Here is an 18,245-nt window from a genome sequence, read left to right on the forward strand (position 1 = left end):
CCCGGCTCCTCCGAGCCGGACCGACGCCCCGGGGGCGTGCCCGCGTGCTGGCACGCCCCCGTCTGTCCTCCGTTCGGAGGACAGCGGTCGGTCCCCCCAGCGGACACCCCGCCCGCCCCGTTCACGGAACGCTAGGGGTATGAGCGGAACAGTCATCGAGGTCGAGGGCCTCACCAAGCGCTACGGCGACAACCACGCGGTCGCGGGGATCGACCTGAGCGTCCCCCGGGGAGAGGTCTTCTCCTTCCTCGGGCCCAACGGCGCGGGCAAGTCCACGGCCGTGGAGATCCTGGAGGGTTTCCGCACTCGCAGCGGCGGCGACGTCAGCGTGCTGGGTGAGGACCCGGGCAGGGCGGGCCGGGTGTGGCGCTCCCGGATCGGCATCGTGTGGCAGAAGGAGACCATGGTCCCCAAGATGCCGGTGCGCGAGGTCGTCCGGCACTTCGCGGGCTACTACCCCCGGGCGCTGGGCAGCGACGAGGTCCTGGAGATGGTCGGCCTCTCCGAGAAGGCCGCTTCCCTGCCCGACGCGCTCTCCGGTGGTCAGCGGCGCCGCCTCGACGTCGCCCTGGGGATCGTCGGCCGCCCCGAACTGCTCTTCCTCGACGAGCCCACCACCGGCTTCGACCCCCGGGCGCGCCGGGAGTTCTGGGACCTCATCCAGGGCCTGGCCCGTCAGGGCACCACCATCGTGCTCACCACGCACTACCTGGAGGAGGCCGAGTTCCTGGCCGACCGGGTGTGCGTGATCGCCAACGGCCGCATCCGCGCGGTGGACGCCCCCGGGCAGCTGGGCGGCCGCGCCTCCGCGCAGGCCACCGTCTCCTGGACGGAGGACGGGCGCAGGCACGAGAGGCGCACCGACACCCCCACCCGGCTGGTGGCCGAGCTGAGCGCGCGCATCCCCGGGGAGATCCCCGAGCTGAGCGTGCACCGCCCGACGCTGGAGGACATCTACCTCGACATGATCCAGGACGACCAGGCCCACGAGGAGGTCGCGGTATGAGCACCGACACCGTGGCGGCGGCCCCCGCCTCCCCCGCCCCCGAGGCCCACGGCCGCCCTCCGGGTGCCGTGCGTGTCGGCCTGTCCCGTGGCTGGATGGAGATCCGCACCTTCTCCCGCGAGTGGGAGAGCCTGATCTTCACCTTCTCGCTGCCCGCGCTGATCCTGGTCATGTTCGCGTCGATCTTCGACGGCATGTTCGACATGGAGATGGCGGCGGTCGACTACTACCTGCCCGGGCTCATCGCGATGGGCCTGATGTCGGTGAGCTTCCAGACGCTCGGCATCGCGATCGCGGTCGAACGCGACCAGGGGGCGCTGCGCCGCCTGCGCGGAACCCCCATGCCGCCCAGCGCCTACTTCGTCGGCAAGACGCTGCTCGTGCTCTTCCTCGCCGTGGGTCAGGTGGCCCTCCTCCTCGCGGTGGCGACCCTGTTCTTCGGCGGCACCATGCCGTCCACGCTCGCCGCCTGGTCCACCGTCGCCTGGGTGTTCGTGCTCGGGACCGTCGGCTGCTCCCTGCTCGGGATCGCCATGAGCTCCCTGGCCCGCACCGCGCAGACGGCCTCCGCCGTGGTCGTGATCCCCTTCCTCCTGCTCCAGTTCACCTCCGGGATCTTCGTCCCGGTGCATCTCATGCCGGACTGGATCCTGACCGGCGCCTCGCTCTTCCCGCTGCTGTGGATGGCGCAGGGCATGCGCGCGGCGTTCTTCCCCGACGAGATGGCCGTGATGGAACTGTCCGGGGCCTGGGACCTGCACATGGTCGCCCTGGTCCTGGGGGGCTGGTGTGTGGTGGGCTTGGTCCTGACACTCCTGACCTTCCGCTGGAAGACCCGCAAGGACGGATGACGAGGACGGATGACCATGACGACGGACCGGGCCCCGGGGCCGGAGACGACGGTGCCCCCGGGGTCCGATCCCACCGGACCCGTTCCCACCGGGTCGACCCCGACCGGGACCGACCCGTCGTCGGACCGGGACGAGCGGCACGCGTGGAACATGGGCGCCTGGTGGCACGTGGCCTTCACCGTCGCGATGGCGGCGGTGATCGTGCTGGCCCTGGTCACCGGCCCTCCGGAGTGGCGGTGGCTGACGGCGGCGCTGATGGTCGCGGTCGTGGTCGTCTACCTGGTCTTCGCCCGGCCGCTGATCAGCCCGGAGAAGGACTTCCCCAGCACGGGCCGGGCCCTGGGTCTGATGGGCCTGTTCCTCCTGCCCAGCGTGCCCGCCGTCATCCTCAACCCGACCCTGGTGTTCGCCCTGATCGCCATCGCCCCCGTCTGCTTCATGACGGTGGGCAGCGTGCTCGCCGTCGCGACGGTGGGCGTGATCCTCCTCTTCCCGACGGTCCTGGGCGGTCTGCTCGGGTGGGAGGACTGGGCCTCGGTCGGTGTCAGCCTGCTCATCAACGGCGCGATCCTGGGCTACGCGCTGTGGTTCGGGACCTGGATCGAGCGGATCGTGGTGCAGAGCGTCGAACGGTACGAGCTCATCGAGGCGCTGCGGCGCAGCCGCGAGGAGGTGGCCCGGCTGTCCGAGGAGGCCGGGGCCCTGGCCGAGCGCGAGCACCTGGCCCGGGAGATGCACGACACCCTCGCCCAGGGGTTCACCAGCATCGTCACCCTGGCCCAGGCGGTGGAGTCCGAGCTGGACAGCGACCCCGTGACCGCCCGCCGCCACCTGGCGCTGATGCGGGAGACGGCCGCGGAGAACCTGGCCGAGACCCGTGCCATGGTGGCCGCCCGTCAGTCGCTCCGTCTGGAGGACGAGGGCCTGGACGCCTCCCTCCGGCGCATCTGTGAGCGGCTCGGCCGCGAACTGGGCATCTCCGTGAACGCGGAGGTGACCGGTGAGCCGGAGGAGCTCCCCAACGACCTCCAGATCTGTCTGCTGCGCACCGCGCAGGAGGCGCTGGCCAACGTCCGCAAGCACGCCGGCGCCCGCGCCACCACGGTCACCCTCGCCTACACGGACGTCGGCGTGCGGCTGACCGTGGCGGACGACGGGCTGGGCTTCGACACCTCCCTGCCCGCCCACGGCAACGGCCTGGCCAACATGCGCCACCGTGCCGCGACGGTGGGCGGACTCCTGGACCTGGAGAGCGTTCCCGGACGGGGCACCACCGTCCGCCTGGCCATCCCCCACGACGACGCGGACGAATGATCCGCACCGGAGAGGAAGCCGTTCCATGATCCGTGTCCTTCTGGTGGACGACCATCCCGTGGTCCGCGAGGGCATTCGAGGCATGCTCAGCGCCGAGCCCGACCTGGACATCGTCGGTGACGCCGGTTCGGGCCCCGAGGCGGTGGCCCGGGTGGCGTCCCTGGTCCCGGACGTGGTCCTGATGGACCTGCGCATGCCCGGTGGGGACGGCGCCGAGGCCACCGAACGCATCCGCGCGGAGCACCCTGCCGTCCACGTCCTGGTGCTGACCACCTACGACACCGACACCGACATCCTTCGCGCGGTCGAGGCGGGAGCCACCGGCTACCTGCTCAAGGACACCCCGAGGGCCGAGCTGGCCGACGCGGTGCGCTCGGCGGCCCGGGGCGAGACCGTGCTCAGCGGCAGACTGGCGGGCAAGCTGCTCACCGGGGTGCGGCAGCGCACCGAACCGGAGGGCCCCGCGCTCTCCCCCCGTGAGGTCGAGGTGCTGCGTCTGGCGGCGGACGGACTCACCAACGCCGCGATCGGCCGTGCCCTGCACATCAGCGCGACGACGGTGAAGACCCACCTCATGCGCGTCTACGAGAAGCTGGGAGTGGGTGACCGGACCTCGGCGGTGTCCCAGGCGATGCGCCGGGGCCTGCTCCCCCAGACGTAGCCCGGGGCGCGGTTCTCAGGGTCGTCCCGGGGGTTCTCCCCGATCCCGTGGACCTCCACGGAGGGGCAGAATCGGCATATGGTGGAACAGATGAGTCAACTCACCCCCCACGACGACGGCAACGGCCGGATGCGCGCCTCCGACGCCGACCGTGACGCCGTCGCGCACCTGCTCCGGGAGGCCCTCGCCGAGGGCCGCCTGGACCCCGACGAACACAGTGACCGGCTGGACGCGGTGTACCGCGCCAGGACCGTCGGTGAGCTGGTCCCCCTCACCGAGGACCTGCCCGGCTCCGATCCGGTCCCGTCCCGTCTCCCTGCCCCCGCCGACTTCCGGTCCCCGCGTCCCGTCTACGGCGCGAGCCGGATCGTCGACCAGCCCGCCACGAGCCACAGCGCGATCGCCCTCATGGGTGGCGCCCACCGCTCCGGCAACTGGGTCCTCCCCCGCCGGTTCCTCGCCGTGGCGACCATGGGAGGAGTCGAACTCGACCTGCGCGAGGCCCGGTTCACCCATCGCGAGACGACGATCTGGCTCGGCGCGGTCATGGGCGGGGTCGGCATCATCGTCCCCGACGACATCCAGGTGCGCGTGCACGGACTGCCGATCATGGGTGGCTTCGGGATCGAGGGCGACACCCCCAGCGTCGTGGATCCGGGAGCTCCGATCGTGCACATCCGGGGCGTCGCGCTGATGGGCGGAGCGGGTGCCAGCTACCGAGCGCGCAAGCACCAGGAGCACGACGGGGACGAGGAGTGACCGGGCCTCCGACGCGCCTCCGGTGACTCCACGCGAGAAGACGATCCGGGCGTTTCGGGCCGTCCATCAAATCACAGTGTGCACCCTCTCGTAAGGTCTGTGGCTGATTGTGGCAATGTCCCGCGCCATGCCTTGCCGTGACCGGAACCTCCTGCGAGGCTTCTCCGGTACCTCGCCCACCCCTGGCGTCCATCCCCCACACCACGGCACGATGGACCCCCGCGAACCGGAGGAAGTCCGTGCATCCGACCACCCCAGGGAGCCCGCGCGACAGAGCGGCGGGGCTCCCCTCCTCCAGGCGGCGCACCACCGCCACCGCAGGTCTGGCCGCCCTCGTGATGACGGCGGGCACGCTGGCGGGCTCACCGGCCCACGCCGAGCAGGCCGACCTCCCCGACCTCGTGACGGCCGGGGCGATCGAGGGCCACATGGCCAACCTCGCCACCATCGCCCGCTACAACGGGGGCAACCGCGCGAGCGGAACCCCCGGGTACGACGTCGCCGCGCTGTACGTCGAGGACCAGCTCAAGCGAGCCGGATACGAGCCCTACCGCCACGAGTACGAGTTCGAGGCCTGGCGCGAGAACTCCCCCGCGGTGCTGGCGCAGGCCGCCCCGAAGGAACACGTGTACGAGCTCGACCAGGACTTCGTCACCATGAGCTACTCGGGCTCCGGTGACGTCACCGCCCCGGCGGTCGCGGTCGCCCCGGACAGCGCCGCGAGCGGCTGCTCCCCGGACGACTTCGCCGACTTCCCCGAGGGCGCCGTCGCCATCACCGTGCGCGGCAGCTGCGCCTTCGAGGACAAGGTGACCCACTCCGCCGAGGCGGGCGCCTCGGCGGCCGTCGTGGTCAACAACGAGGACGAGGTCTTCCTCGGCACCGTGGGCGAACTGTCCGCCATCCCGGCCGTCGGCGTCTCGGGGCTCGTCGGCGCTGACCTGCTGTCGATCCCGGACCTGGAGCTCCGGGTCACGGTGGACTCCGAGGTGCGCCAGGAGAGCTCCTACAGCGTGCTCGCGGAGACCCCCGGAGGCAGGGACGACAACGTGGTGGTCGTGGGCGCCCACCTCGACGGCGTCGAGGAGGGTCCGGCCATCAACGACAACGGCAGCGGGACGGCGTTCCTGCTGGAGACCGCCATCCGGATGGCCGAGCAGCCCGACCCGAACAACCAGGTCCGCTTCGCCTTCTGGGGCACCGAGGAGTCCGGTCTGGTCGGCTCCAGCGAGTACGTGGCCGGTCTGGACGAGCAGCGGCTCGACGACCTCGCGCTCTACCTCAACTTCGACATGATCGGCTCGCACAACTACGGCCGCTTCGTGCTCGACGGCCGCATGGACCTGCCGGAGTCCGGCGGGGCCCCGTCCGGCTCCGGCGCCATCGCCAAGGTCTTCGAGGACTACTTCGAGGAGCAGGGCCAGGTCAGCGAGCCCGGCGTGCTCAGCGGCCGCAGCGACTACCTCGCCTTCATGCAGGCGGGCGTGCCCTCCGGCGGCCTGTTCAGCGGCGCCGACGGCGTGAAGTCGGAGGAGCAGGCCGAGTGGTACGGCGGTACCGCCGGGCAGACGTTCGACCCGTACTACCACACGGCCGACGACACCATGGAGAACGTCAACTGGGACTCGGTGGCCGAGCTGTCGGCGGCGGGCGCCCACGGCGTGGAGTTCTTCGCCGAGAGCACCCTCCCGGTCAACGGCGTGCTGTCGATGTCCTCCGTGACGGTGGACCTGCCCCGCAAGGGCGACGCCTGGCTCCGCTAGGCGTCTGAACGCCCGCTGACCCCGCGAGCCTGAGGGGCGGGTGGCGTGAACCCCCCGGTTCCACGCCGCCCGCCCCTCGCGATGTCTCCCCCTCGTACGGGCGTCCGGGCGACCCCCCTCAGTCCCGCCCGGGTGTCCGCGCGTGAACACCGCCGGAAACTACGGTGCGTAGCTTCCTCGTGCCTCAAGGTATCAGTGAGCCACATCACCACCACCCCATGAGACTGAACAGTTATCCTCCGTGACTCGCCCGTGCCCAGAGCCCCGCCCCGGGACCCGAACCGCGCCCTCCCCTAGGCTGAGGCCCATGAGCACAAGGGACACGGACACACCGGTCGTACTGTCGAAGATCTACACGCGTACCGGTGACTCCGGCACGACGGCGCTCGGTGACATGAGCCGCACCTCCAAGAACGACACCCGCCTGGTCGGCTACGCCGACACCGAGGAGGCCAACGCGGCCATCGGCGTCGCGCTCGCCCTGGGCGACCTCCCCGAGGACGTACGGGTCCTCCTGCTGCGGATCCAGAACGAGCTCTTCGACCTCGGCGCGGACCTGTCCACCCCGGTCGTGCCCGACCCCGAGTACCCTCCGCTGCGCGTCCTGCCGGAGTACGTCACCCGGCTGGAGGAGGCCTGCGACACCTACAACGCGGACCTGCCGACCCTGCGCAGTTTCATCCTGCCCGGGGGCTCGCCCACCGTCGCGCTGGTGCACACGGCCCGCATCGTGGTCCGCCGCGCCGAGCGCGCGGTCTGGGCCGCCATCGAGGAGCACGGGGACGGCGTCAACCCGCTCACGGCGCAGTACCTGAACCGTCTCTCGGACCTGCTGTTCATCCTCGGCCGCCACGTCGCCGGAGACGGCGACGAGATCCTGTGGAAGCCCGGCGGCGAGCGCTAGGACGCGCTCCCCGGACGAGACACCACGGTCCCGCTTCCCTCGGGGCACCACTCGACCTGCGACAAGGCAACTGTTTCCCGATGACAAGTGTTGTCGCGGAAAAATCGGCTAGGTCTCGGTGCGAGCGACTCCCCCAACAGGAAGCAGAGACATGAGCAAGCACGCCAAGCCCGGCAGTGTCACCGCCGTCCTGGTACTCCTCATCCTCATCGCGGTGTACCAGCTCGTCGTCGGAGCGACCGCGATCGTCGGCGCCGTCGCGATCGACGCCACCAACATGGCGGACGAGGCCCCCGCTGAGGCGGGGGCCATGCTGGAGGCGGCGGAGGACAACATCGCGGGCATCTACTTCGGCGCCGCGCTCTGTCTGGTCTACGCGGCCCTGGCGACCGCCCTCGCCGTGATGGTCGGCAGGGGCACCCCGCGGGCACGCCCTTGGACCATCGCGGTGAACACGGCGTTCGCCGTGGCCGGGCTCGCCCTGATGATCCCGATGATCTACGGGCTGGGCGCCGTGCTCTCGGCGGTCTTCGCCTTCGTCGTGGTGGGTCTGATGTTCACCAGCGGCGCGAGGTCCCACTTCGCCGCGACGGGCGCTCCCACGACGGGTTGATCCGACCCGCCGGCTCCCGGGCCGTGCCCGGAAGGGCGTCAGTGGAGGTCGCCGAGTTCGCGCTCGACGGCCTCCACCTTGCTGTGCAGTCCGTCGGTGACGCCCTCGCGGACGTCGGCCTTCAGGGTCAGGCTGACCCGGGCGGCGCCCTCGCCAGCGGCCTCCACGGCACGCTTGACGACGTCCATCACCTCGTCCCACTCACCCTCGACGGTGGTGAACATGGCGGAGGTCTCGTTGGGCAGTCCGCTCTCGCGCACGACCCTGACCGCGCGGGCCACGGCCGGGGCGACGGACTCGCCCGTACCGAGCGGGGACACTGAGAAAGCGACGATGGTGCTCATGGGCCCATGCAAACACACGGGCCCCGCCCCTGTGAACCTCAGGGGGACCGACGCGCCGGGTCAGGCCTGCCACTGGGTGCCCGGGGGCATCGACTCGATCCACGACAGGAACCCGGTGAGCGCGCTCTCGCCCATCGCGACCTCGAAGGTCGCCTCGCTGGGATCACTGCCGTCCGCGCCGGCCCAGCCGATCTCCAGGACGGTCACGTCGGCGGGCAGGGGAGCGTCTCCGCCCCCGGGGGCGCGGCGCCCCACAACGACGAGACCGCGGCGCGACAGTCGCACTGTCGGCCGCGGTCTGAGGGAGAGGACGGGGAACCAGCCGAGGTCACCCGATCCGTACCGGCCGAAGCCGATCCGCCAGGACCCCCGGCGCCCCTTCTCCCCACGCGCGCGCAGGTAACACTCGACGGCCCCGCCGCTGCGCAGCAGCACGAACCGTCGCATCCAGCCGGTGCCGAGCACCAGCACGACGAGCAGGACGATGGCGAGGACCACCCACCACAAGGACTCCAACCACGGCGTTCCCTGAAGCGGTGCCACTCCCACGTCTCGTCGCCTCCCGGCTTCGCTAGGCGACTTCCTCGCCAGCAGCGCGCAGGCGGCTGCGGGCACGGGCGGCGGCCAGGTTGTCACCCGACTCGCCCGCGTCCTTCAGCGCCTGACGCGCACGGTCCACATCGATGTCCTCGGAGAGCTCCGCGGTCTCGGCGAGGATGGAGATACGGCCCTCACCCGAAACCGAGACGAACCCACCGTGCGCGGCGGCCCGGATCTCACCGGTCTCACGCGCGCCCAGAACGCGAACGACCGCGTCCTCGGCCAGAAGCGACAGCACCGGGACGTGCCCGGGCTGGACGCCGATCTCGCCCTCGACGGTCTTCGCGATGACCATGTCGCCCTCGCCCGCCCAGACCTCGCGGTCCGGAGAGACGATCTCGACGAAAAGCTTCTTCGACACTGCCACAAACTCCTCGGCTAGCGGGTGGGTTCGGCGGGGCCGAGTACGAATGGATACTCGGCCCCGCCTCGGGTCTAGCCCCGCCCGTCGCCCTCCGCTCCCAGAGCGGGGGGACACTGACGCGCAGTACTAGCCTTCCTGCAGCTTCTTGGCCTTCTCCACGACCATGTCGATGTTGCCGACATCGAGGAAGGCCTGCTCGGGAAGGTGGTCGTACTCGCCGTCACACAGACCCTTGAAGGACGCGATGGTCTCCTCCAGCGGGACGAACACACCCGGGGTGCCGGTGAACTTCTCGGCCACGAACATGTTCTGCGAGAGGAAACGCTCCAGGCGACGAGCCCGGTTGACGATGATCTTGTCCTCCTCGGACAGCTCGTCCATACCGAGGATGGCGATCTGGTCCTGGAGGTCGTTGTTGCGCTGGAGGATCTCCTTGACGCGCTGCGCCACCTGGTAGTGCTCCTCGCCCACGTACTGCGGGTCCAGGATGCGCGAGGTGGAGGCCAGCGGGTCGACCGCCGGGTAGATGCCCTTCTGCGAGATCGGGCGGGAGAGCTCGGTCGTCGCGTCCAGGTGGGCGAACGTGGTCGCCGGCGCCGGGTCGGTGTAGTCGTCCGCGGGGACGTAGATCGCCTGCATCGAGGTGATCGAGTGACCACGCGTCGAGGTGATCCGCTCCTGGAGCTGACCCATCTCGTCAGCCAGGTTGGGCTGGTAACCCACGGCCGAGGGCATACGGCCCAGCAGCGTGGAGACCTCCATACCGGCCTGGGTGAAACGGAAGATGTTGTCGATGAAGAGCAGCACGTCCTGACCCTGGACGTCACGGAAGTACTCCGCCATCGTCAGAGCCGAGAGCGCCACGCGCAGACGGGTGCCCGGGGGCTCGTCCATCTGGCCGAAGACGAGCGCGGTGTCCGGGAGGACGCCCATCTCGTCCATCTCCAGGAAGAGGTCCGTACCCTCACGGGTGCGCTCACCGACACCGGCGAACACGGACACACCACCGAAGTTGCGGGCGATACGGGTGATCATCTCCTGGATGAGCACCGTCTTGCCCACACCCGCGCCACCGAAGAGGCCGATCTTCCCACCGCGCACGTACGGGGTGAGGAGGTCGATCACCTTGATGCCCGTGACCATCATCTCGGTCTTGGACTCGAGCTGGTCGAAGGCCGGGGCCTTGCGGTGGATCGGCCAGCGCTCGGTCACGCCGAGCTCAGCCGTGGGCACGTCCATGGACTCGCCCAGGGTGTTGAACACGTGGCCCTTGACGACGTCGCCGACGGGCACGCTGATGGGCGCGCCGGTGTCGCGGACCTCGGCGCCACGGACCATGCCGTCCTGCGGGGCGAGGGAGATGGCGCGGACCAGGTTGTCACCCAGGTGCTGGGCGACCTCCAGGGTCACGACCTTCTCCGTGCCACCGATGCTCACGTCGGTGTGCAGGGCGTTGTAGATGCCGGGCAGGGAGCCGACGGGGAACTCCACGTCGACGACCGGGCCGGTGACCCGGGCGATGCGGCCGGTGGCGGTGCCAGCGCCGGCCGTACCTTCAACTGTCGCAGTCACTTCTGTTACTCACTTCCCGCGCTGGACCCAGAGAGCGCATCGGCACCGCCGACAATCTCACTGATCTCATTGGTGATCTCGGCCTGACGAGCCTGGTTGGCCAGACTGGTCAGGTTCTTGACGAGTTCTTCCGCGTTGTCGGTCGCGGCCTTCATGGCCGCCCGACGGGACGCCTGCTGGGAGGCTGCCGACTCCAGGAGGGACGCGTAGATCCGGTTGACCACGTACTGCGGAAGCAGCTGGTCCAGGACCTCCTCCGCGGAGGGCTCGAACTCGTACAGCGGCAACGCCTCGCCGCCGACGCTCTCCTCGAGCTCCTCGGCGTCGACCTCCTCCACCTCCAGCGGAAGGGCGCGGACCGCACCCGCCCGCTGGGTCAGCATCGACACGAACTCCGTGGAGACCACGTGGATCTCGTCGACACCGCCCTCGGCCGTGTCCTGGGAGAACCTCTCCATGAGAGTGGAGCCGATCTCCTGGGCGTGCGCGTAGGTCGGACGCTCGGTGATGCCTTCCCAGGACTCCTCGACCGGACGGTCGCGGAACTTGTAGAAGGCGGCACCCTTGCGGCCCACCATGTAGGTGAGGACCTCCTTGCCCTGCTCACGCAGGAGCTGGGTGAGGGCCTCGGCCTCCTTGATGACGTTGGTCGAGAAGGCGCCGGCCAGACCCTTGTCACTGGTGACGACCAGGACGGCCGCACGGGTGGGGTTCTCGGCCTCGGTCAGCAGCGGGTGATCGGTCACCCGGCTGGCCAGGGCAGACACCGCCCGCGTGATCTCCCGTGCGTAGGGTCCGGCAGCCTCGGCCGCGCGCTGCGCCTTGGTGATGCGCGTGGCGGCGATCAGCTCCATCGCACGGGTGATCTTCGCCGTCGCCTTCGTCGCACGGATCCTCCGGCGATAGACGCGAAGCTGTGCACCCATGAGTTACTTCCCGCCCTTGGCGACCTTGATGGTCTCCTGGCCGACCTTCTCCTCAGCGAGCGCCTCGGCCTCGGCCTCGGTGCCCAGCAGGGTACCGGCGGAGGTCTGGAAGCCCACCTTGAACTTCTCGATGGCGGCCTGGAGCGTCTTCTGGCTGTCGTCCTCGAACTTGCCGGTGTCCCGGATGGTGTCCAGGACGGCCTTGTGCTCACGGTCCAGGTAGGACAGGAAGTCCTCCTCGAAGCGACGGACGTCCTCGACCGGGACCTCGTCGATCAGGCCGGTGTTGCCCATCCAGATCGAGACGACCGTCTTCTCCATGGAGAAGGGCGAGTACTGCCCCTGCTTGAGCAGCTCCATCATCCGGGCACCGCGCTCCAGCTGCTGCTTGGAGACGGCGTCCAGGTCCGAACCGAAGGCGGAGAACGCCTCCAGCTCGCGGTACTGGGCCAGGCTCAGACGCAGCGTGCCGGAGACCTTCTTGGTGGCCTTGGTCTGGGCGGCGCCACCGACTCGGGAGACGGACACACCGACGTCGATCGCCGGACGCTGGCCCTGGTTGAACAGGTCCGAGTTCAGGAAGACCTGACCGTCGGTGATCGAGATGACGTTGGTGGGAATGTACGCCGAGACGTCGCCCGCCTTGGTCTCGATGATCGGCAGGGCCGTCATCGAGCCCGCGCCCAGCTCGTCGGAGAGCTTGGCGCAGCGCTCCAGGAGACGGGAGTGGAGGTAGAAGACGTCACCCGGGTAGGCCTCACGCCCCGGCGGGCGGCGCAGCAGGAGGGAGACCGCACGGTAGGCCTCGGCCTGCTTGGTCAGGTCGTCGAAGACGACGAGGACGTGCTTGCCCTCGTACATCCAGTGCTGGCCCAGGGCCGAACCGGTGTACGGGGAGAGGTACTTGAAGCCGGCCGGGTCGGACGCCGGGGAGGCCACGATGGTGGTGTACTCCATGGCGCCGGCCTCTTCGAGGGCACCGCGCACGCTGGCGATGGTCGAGCCCTTCTGACCCACCGCGACGTAGATGCAGCGCACCTGCTTCGTGGGGTCGCCGGTCTCCCAGTTCGCCTTCTGGTTGATGATCGCGTCGATACCGATCGCGGTCTTGCCGGTCTGCCGGTCACCGATGACCAGCTGGCGCTGGCCACGGCCGACCGGGGTCATCGTGTCGATCGACTTGATGCCGGTCTGGAGCGGCTCGCCCACGGGCTGGCGCTCCATGACCGTCGCGGCCTGGAGTTCGAGCTCGCGGGTCTCGGTCGTCTCGATCTCGCCCTTGCCGTCGATGGGGTTACCCAGGGGGTCCACCACACGGCCGAGGAAGTTGTCGCCCACCGGGACCGAGAGGAGCTTGCCGGTGCGACGCACCTTCTGCCCCTCCTCGATGCCGGTGAAGTCACCCAGCACCACGACACCGATCTCACCGATCTCAAGGTTCTGGGCCATGCCCAGGGTGCCGTCCTCGAACTGCAGCAGCTCGTTCGCCATCGCCGAGGGAAGGCCACCGACGCGGGCGATGCCGTCACCGGAGTAGGTGACGGTACCGACCTCTTCAGCGCGGGTGGCGTCAGGCTCGTACGACTGGACGAAGCGCTGTAGCGCGTCCCGGATCTCATCCGGCCGGATCGTCAGCTCCGCCATCTCTACGTTGTCCTTGCTCTCAAATGGCGCCGGGCCGGCGCCGTGCGTGCTTGCTTGTCTTCGCGTCAGCCGGCCAGGCGGCGCTGGACCTCAGCGATGCGCCCGGCGATCGTGCCGTCGATGACCTCGTCGCCCACCTGGATGGAGAGTCCACCCAGGATTTCCGGGGCGACCTCGATGTTCAGGTGGATCTCGCGGCCGTACTTGCGGCTCAGCAGGGTGCGCAGGCGCGTCTGCTGGGTCTCGTTCAGCGCGTGGGCGGTACGGACGACGGCGATGAAGCGCTTCGCGCGCTCGGCCACCAGTTGTCCGAAGTTGTCGAGCGCCTGCTCCAGCGTACGTCCCCGGGGGTGGGTGACCGCCTGGCTGACCAGAGCCAGCGTCGCGGTGCTCACCTTGCCCGAGAGCAGGTTCTCGACCAGCGAGCGCAGGTGAGCGTCGGCCACGCCCTCACGGGTGAGCGCCGAACGCAGCTCGGGCTGGGCGACGACGATCCGCTGGAAGCGGAACAGCTCGTCCTCCAGCTCGTCCAGCCGGGTGCCGTCGACGGAGGCGACGGTCGCGTAGACCGCCGTCCGCTCCAGGGCGTCCAGCATGTCGCGCCCGGTGGACCAGGGCTGCGAGACCACGTCGCTGACCACGAGGACCGTGGACGGCGAGACCTTGCCCTCGAGGATCTGACCGATGAGAGCGGTCTTCTTCTCGGGGTCGTTGGCCGGGTCCGCCAGCCAGCGGCGGAGCGAGTGCTCGCCGCTGATCAGGGCGACGACCTCGAAGAGCTCGCCACCCAGCGAGACCGCCTGCTCGGCGCTGGCCGACGCCAGGACGTTCTCGTCCAGGCGCCGGATCGCCTCAGCCAGGGAGCTACGGCTGATACCACGCATCAGCGCACCCCGGCTTGCTTCGCGCTCTCGTCCTGGTCCAGCTCCTCCAGGAACCGGTCCACCACACGGGTCTGAGCGGCGTCGTCACTGAGCGTCTCGCCGACGATGCGGCTCGCGAGCTCGGTGGACAGGGCGCCGATCTCGCCGCGGAGCTGGACGAAGGCCTGCTGCCGGTCCGCCTCGATCTGCGCCTTGGCGGACTCGATGATGCGCTGGGCCTCGGCCTGGGCCTCCTCGCGAGCCTCGGCGATGATCGCCGCACGCTGCTCCTTGGCCTTCTCGAGCTCCTGCGCGTACTCGCGGTGGGACTCCTCGAGCTTCTCGCGGTACTGCTGGCGGATCTCCTCGGCCTCGGCCTCGGCCCTCTTGGCCCGCTCGATGCCGCCCTCGATGGCGTCGTGACGCTCGTCGAGGACCTTCATCACCTTCGGGACCGACTTGCGGACCACAAAGAAGTAGACCACGGCGAGCGCGATCGCGCCGAAGGTGAACTTCACCCAGTCGATCCGCAGAATGTTTGGTTCGGCTGCCAACTCCAACAGCATGGTCAGCCCTCCTTCGCGTCAGTTGCCATCAGGAAACGGTTGACGAATCCGGATTACGGAGCCGCGAAGGCGAGGACGAAGCCCAGGATGGCCAGGGCCTCGATGAGGGCGAAGCCGAGGTAGATGTTGGTCTGGAGCGGGCCGCGGGCCTCGGGCTGGCGGGCGATGGCCTGCATACCGAGACCGAAGACGATACCGACACCGATACCGGCGCCGATGACGCTGATGCCGTAACCGATGGTGTTGATGTTGCCGGAGATCGCGGCGATGTCCATGGTGTTTCCCTTTACTCGACGTCCGGCGTCGCGTTCTGCGATTGGTCAGTTCGCCGGTGTGGACGGGTCTGAAACTCTCCGCGCCCTGGTCCGATCACGGGATCGGGGGAACGTGGAGGGGGTCTTTTAGTGCGCCGCTTCGAGCGACTGGTTGAGGTACAGGCTCGCGAGCAGCGTGAACACGAAGGCCTGGATCAGCATGATCGCGATCTCGAAGACGAAGAACGCGACGTAGCCGATCAGCGCGGCTCCGGAGTAGAGCACGGAGACCGCGGCGAGCATCGGCTCGGCCGTCAGGTTCAGCATGTACCAGCCGCCGTAGGCGAACACGGCCAGCAGCAGGCTGCCCGCGAACATGGTCGCGAACAGACGCAGGGCGTGCGTCACCGGGCGGATGAGGAAGACCGAGAGGATCTCGATCGGGGTGACCAGGACGTAGATCCACTTGGGCATGCCCGGGGGGAAGATCTGGTTCCGGAAGTAGCCCCAGCCGCCCTGGTGCTTGATGCCGATCACGATCGTCATCACGTAGATGGTGAGGGCGAACATCACCGTGAAGGCGAGGTTGCTGTTGACCGGAAGCATGCCGGGGATGAGCCCGGTGAAGTTCATGGCCAGGATGAGGGTGAAGATGCCCGTCATGAACGGGATGAACTTGTCACCCTTCTCACCCATGGTCGGCCGGGTGATGTTGTCCCGGATGAACAGGATGAGCATTTCGCCGACACTCTGCCTGCGGCCGGGGACGAGGCTCAGCTTCCTGCTGAACCACGACCACAGAAGCAGGACCGCACCGACCGCGACGAGCAACAGAACCAGGTACAGGTCGATGCCCGCGCTGCCGGGGATGTTGGCGATCCACGGCTCCGGGAAGAACATCTTGATGGTGGGAGCCTCGAACGCGCAACCGCTGTCGCCGAGATGGCAACCCGGGTCGGCCGCGAGAATGCGCACGTCAGCACTCACGGCGAATCCTTTCGTCGTGACGCAAGAAAGCCTCGTTGATGGTTGTGACTGCTAGCGTCGTCGCGAGATGGGCGACGCGGAACTGCGGGGAGCTCAGAGGTGGCGTGTCCTGGCGACGATCAGATAGATCGCGCCGATCATGCCCAGAACGGCCCCGATGGGCAGGAAGAGGGCCTGGAATCCCAGGAGCCTGTCCGCGCCCCAGCCGATCGCGCTCCACACGAGCACACCCGCGAGCAGAGTGGAGAAGAGCGCCCAGCCGTCGGCCTCGCGTGGCGCCGGGGGCGCGCTGGAGTCCTTCTTCCTGGCTGGTTCGCTGCTCATCTCGCTCCGGAATATAGCATGTGGGGCTTGACTGGACCGTGGCCGTCCGCCCGCCGTGGATCAGGGTAGTACGCCCGTTCCCACGGGTCGCGGCGGGGCACCCCATCACGTGTTCTCCGAGCTCTCGCTCGGGTCCACGTGAAGGATCTTCGCCCGGGAAGTGGCCCAGGTCTGCCCACCCAGCCAGGCCAGTACGACGGCCAGCGCGCTGTAGACGAAGGCGTTGCTACTGAGGTCCGTGACGAGGGGGCTCCGGCCCAGGGTCACCAGCAGAATGCCCAGCAGCGCCATCTTGACGACGAAACCGAGCAGGTTCGCGGCGAGGAACAGGTCCTTGTTCCTCCGGGTGACCATCATGACCGCCCACTGCCCCAGGCCGAAACAGGCGAGGATGATGCCCACCGCCAAGGCCGAACTGAGAGCTCCGGCCGCTCCGGCGAGAAGGGCCGAGACCGCGATGGCCAGGACCCCGCACGCGGCGCTCGGAAGCGCGGCGCCGCGGAGAATCCGGGCGTCGTGTTCCTGCATGACGAAGCTCCGTGGGGTTCAGTGAGTACCTGCTCGTGAAAGCTATCACAAGGTTTTTGGTGCCAAATCCAGGGTGCCCTTAACGCGGTCTTAACGCCTCGCGAAAGCACCGTTCCACGGCCACTTCGGCCCTTGTGTCACCTTGCCCACACTTGCCGCGAGCTTCACACCAGCGCACATTCCGAACACACTGCGGGACCTCCGTCCCGAACGTGACGCCACGTTTATCCATCGGTTGACCGATGGTGATCCGCGCTCCTCGGGGCCCTGTTCCCCCGGTCCCAGGGCAGGAGTCCCCGACGGCGCAGACGCGGCAGCGCGATGAGACCGACCGCACACGTGGCCACCAGCACGGTGACCGTGAGGACGATGAACGCGGAGTCGAAGATGGACAGCGAGACGGCCGCGAAGGCGACGATCCCCGCCCACAGGTACATGAGCAGCACCGCGCGCGTGTGGGTGTGCCCCATGTCGAGGAGCCGGTGGTGGAGGTGGCCCCGGTCGGGCGCGAAGGGGGACTTTCCCGCCAGCGTCCTGCGCAGGACCGCCAGGACCAGGTCGGCCAGGGGGAGCGCGATCACCAGCAGTGGCAGCGCGATCGGCAGGAAGACGACCAGACCGGAGGAGTTGAACTCCTCCCGGGCGGTGTTGGCGTCGAACTGGCCGGTGACCGTGATGGTGATGGAGGTCAGCAGCAGGCCGAGCAGCATCGAGCCGGTGTCGCCCATGAACACGCGGGCCGGATGGAAGTTGTGGAAGAGGAAGCCCACGCAGGTCCCGGCCAGGATGATCGCGATCATCGCCGGATAGGACTGGCGGACGAAACCCTGCTCCACCGCGACCACGTAGTAGTAAGCGAAGAACGCCAGGGACGAGATTCCGACGATGCCCGCGGCGAGGCCGTCCAGGCCGTCCGCGAAGTTGACCGCGTTGATGGTCACAACGATGAGCAGGATGGAGATCATCGCCCCCAGCCAGGGCCCCAGCGACAGCTGGGTTCCGGGCAGCGGCAGCCACAGCAGCTGGACGCCCTGCCACACGAGGATGCCCGCCGCCGCGACCTGACCGGCCAGCTTGCTCAGGGCGTCCATCCCCCACCGGTCGTCGATGACGCCGATGACCGTGATGAGCCCGCCCGCCAGCAGCAGGCCGATCCACGTCTTGGCGACGAAGACGTTCTGGAGGTGCGGCAGCTGCGCGGAGATCAGCAGCGCCGCCGCGAACCCGCCGTAGATCGCCAGCCCGCCCAGCCGTGGGATGGGCTCGGTGTGCACGTCGCGGTCGCGCACGGGGGGCGCGGCGCCGAAGGCGATGGCCAGTCGGCGTACCAGTGGGACCAGCAGGTAGGTCACCGCGGCCGCGATGACGAAGGTGAGCGCGTACTCCCGCACTGCCTGATCCC

The 18,245-nt window shown here is 69.1% G+C and carries 21 protein-coding genes; 8 read left to right on the top strand and 13 right to left on the bottom strand.

From position 1 onward, the window contains the following. Positions 1 to 139 precede the first annotated feature (139 nt). From ACFW3L_RS15035 to ACFW3L_RS15070, 8 genes are all read left to right on the top strand, one after another. The gene (locus ACFW3L_RS15035) at positions 140 to 1,006 is read left to right on the top strand and encodes an ABC transporter ATP-binding protein (RefSeq protein WP_378740581.1); all 867 of its coding nucleotides are present in this window, start codon (positions 140 to 142) and stop codon (positions 1,004 to 1,006) included. Continuing rightward, positions 1,003 to 1,857 carry an ABC transporter permease gene (locus ACFW3L_RS15040; RefSeq protein WP_378740583.1) on the top strand — a complete coding sequence of 285 codons (855 nt, stop codon included), beginning with the start codon at positions 1,003 to 1,005 and terminating at the stop codon, positions 1,855 to 1,857. Before ACFW3L_RS15035 ends, ACFW3L_RS15040 begins: the two co-directional genes overlap by 4 nt. Positions 1,858 to 1,866: 9 nt before the next feature. Further along, positions 1,867 to 3,171 carry a sensor histidine kinase gene (locus tag ACFW3L_RS15045; protein ID WP_378740585.1) on the top strand — a complete coding sequence of 435 codons (1,305 nt, stop codon included), beginning with the start codon at positions 1,867 to 1,869 and terminating at the stop codon, positions 3,169 to 3,171. A 25-nt stretch (positions 3,172 to 3,196) separates the two neighbouring features. Beyond that, a complete protein-coding gene (locus ACFW3L_RS15050; protein WP_378740587.1) occupies positions 3,197 to 3,832 on the top strand; it encodes a response regulator in 636 nt (211 codons plus the stop codon). Positions 3,833 to 3,910: 78 nt separating this feature from the next. Continuing rightward, complete coding sequence (locus ACFW3L_RS15055) at positions 3,911 to 4,591, top strand: DUF1707 domain-containing protein (protein ID WP_378740589.1); 681 nt, start codon at positions 3,911 to 3,913, stop codon at positions 4,589 to 4,591. A 338-nt stretch (positions 4,592 to 4,929) separates the two neighbouring features. Further along, positions 4,930 to 6,354: a M28 family peptidase gene (locus ACFW3L_RS15060; protein ID WP_378741016.1), complete on the top strand. Its 1,425-nt coding sequence runs from the start codon at positions 4,930 to 4,932 to the stop codon at positions 6,352 to 6,354. Positions 6,355 to 6,661: 307 nt separating this feature from the next. Beyond that, positions 6,662 to 7,258 (top strand): cob(I)yrinic acid a,c-diamide adenosyltransferase, encoded by a 597-nt coding sequence (locus tag ACFW3L_RS15065; RefSeq protein ID WP_378740592.1) that lies wholly within the window; start codon positions 6,662 to 6,664, stop codon positions 7,256 to 7,258. Between the two features lie 151 nt (positions 7,259 to 7,409). Further along, the gene (locus ACFW3L_RS15070) at positions 7,410 to 7,871 is read left to right on the top strand and encodes a hypothetical protein (RefSeq protein WP_378740594.1); all 462 of its coding nucleotides are present in this window, start codon (positions 7,410 to 7,412) and stop codon (positions 7,869 to 7,871) included. Between the two features lie 38 nt (positions 7,872 to 7,909). Here ACFW3L_RS15070 and ACFW3L_RS15075 read toward each other — a convergent pair whose 3' ends face one another. The 13 genes from ACFW3L_RS15075 to ACFW3L_RS15135 all read right to left on the bottom strand — a co-directional run bounded on the left by ACFW3L_RS15075 (position 7,910) and on the right by ACFW3L_RS15135 (position 18,234). After that, positions 7,910 to 8,215: an MTH1187 family thiamine-binding protein gene (locus ACFW3L_RS15075; protein WP_378740596.1), complete on the bottom strand. Its 306-nt coding sequence runs from the start codon at positions 8,213 to 8,215 to the stop codon at positions 7,910 to 7,912. A 60-nt stretch (positions 8,216 to 8,275) separates the two neighbouring features. Continuing rightward, complete coding sequence (locus ACFW3L_RS15080; protein WP_378740598.1) at positions 8,276 to 8,731, bottom strand: DUF2550 domain-containing protein; 456 nt, start codon at positions 8,729 to 8,731, stop codon at positions 8,276 to 8,278. Positions 8,732 to 8,786: 55 nt separating this feature from the next. Beyond that, entirely contained in the window at positions 8,787 to 9,176 is a 390-nt protein-coding gene (locus ACFW3L_RS15085; protein WP_378740600.1) for a F0F1 ATP synthase subunit epsilon, read from the bottom strand. Between the two features lie 129 nt (positions 9,177 to 9,305). Beyond that, entirely contained in the window at positions 9,306 to 10,751 is a 1,446-nt protein-coding gene (gene atpD / locus ACFW3L_RS15090) for a F0F1 ATP synthase subunit beta (protein ID WP_017546083.1), read from the bottom strand. A gap of 5 nt (positions 10,752 to 10,756) precedes the next feature. Then, positions 10,757 to 11,677, bottom strand: a complete 921-nt coding sequence (locus ACFW3L_RS15095; protein WP_378740602.1) for a F0F1 ATP synthase subunit gamma — start codon at positions 11,675 to 11,677, stop codon at positions 10,757 to 10,759. Positions 11,678 to 11,680: 3 nt separating this feature from the next. After that, entirely contained in the window at positions 11,681 to 13,321 is a 1,641-nt protein-coding gene (gene atpA, locus ACFW3L_RS15100) for a F0F1 ATP synthase subunit alpha (protein ID WP_378740604.1), read from the bottom strand. Positions 13,322 to 13,386: 65 nt separating this feature from the next. Next, entirely contained in the window at positions 13,387 to 14,205 is an 819-nt protein-coding gene (locus ACFW3L_RS15105) for a F0F1 ATP synthase subunit delta (protein ID WP_378740606.1), read from the bottom strand. After that, positions 14,205 to 14,747, bottom strand: a complete 543-nt coding sequence (locus ACFW3L_RS15110) for a F0F1 ATP synthase subunit B (RefSeq protein WP_378741019.1) — start codon at positions 14,745 to 14,747, stop codon at positions 14,205 to 14,207. The genes ACFW3L_RS15105 and ACFW3L_RS15110 overlap by 1 nt, the downstream gene beginning before the upstream one ends. A 56-nt stretch (positions 14,748 to 14,803) precedes the next feature. Next, on the bottom strand, positions 14,804 to 15,025 hold the full coding sequence (gene atpE / locus ACFW3L_RS15115; protein WP_378740608.1) for an ATP synthase F0 subunit C: 222 nt from the start codon (positions 15,023 to 15,025) through the stop codon (positions 14,804 to 14,806). Positions 15,026 to 15,151: 126 nt separating this feature from the next. Further along, complete coding sequence (gene atpB / locus ACFW3L_RS15120; RefSeq protein ID WP_378741022.1) at positions 15,152 to 15,979, bottom strand: F0F1 ATP synthase subunit A; 828 nt, start codon at positions 15,977 to 15,979, stop codon at positions 15,152 to 15,154. Between the two features lie 105 nt (positions 15,980 to 16,084). Continuing rightward, the gene (locus ACFW3L_RS15125; protein WP_378740610.1) at positions 16,085 to 16,315 is read right to left on the bottom strand and encodes a hypothetical protein; all 231 of its coding nucleotides are present in this window, start codon (positions 16,313 to 16,315) and stop codon (positions 16,085 to 16,087) included. Between the two features lie 105 nt (positions 16,316 to 16,420). Beyond that, positions 16,421 to 16,843, bottom strand: a complete 423-nt coding sequence (locus tag ACFW3L_RS15130; protein ID WP_378740612.1) for a hypothetical protein — start codon at positions 16,841 to 16,843, stop codon at positions 16,421 to 16,423. Between the two features lie 224 nt (positions 16,844 to 17,067). After that, the gene (locus ACFW3L_RS15135) at positions 17,068 to 18,234 is read right to left on the bottom strand and encodes an MraY family glycosyltransferase (protein ID WP_378740614.1); all 1,167 of its coding nucleotides are present in this window, start codon (positions 18,232 to 18,234) and stop codon (positions 17,068 to 17,070) included. Between the last annotated feature and the right edge of the window lie 11 nt (positions 18,235 to 18,245).

The sequence above is a fragment of the Nocardiopsis sp. NPDC058789 genome, from assembly GCF_042745575.1.
Classification (GTDB): domain Bacteria; phylum Actinomycetota; class Actinomycetes; order Streptosporangiales; family Streptosporangiaceae; genus Nocardiopsis; species Nocardiopsis eucommiae.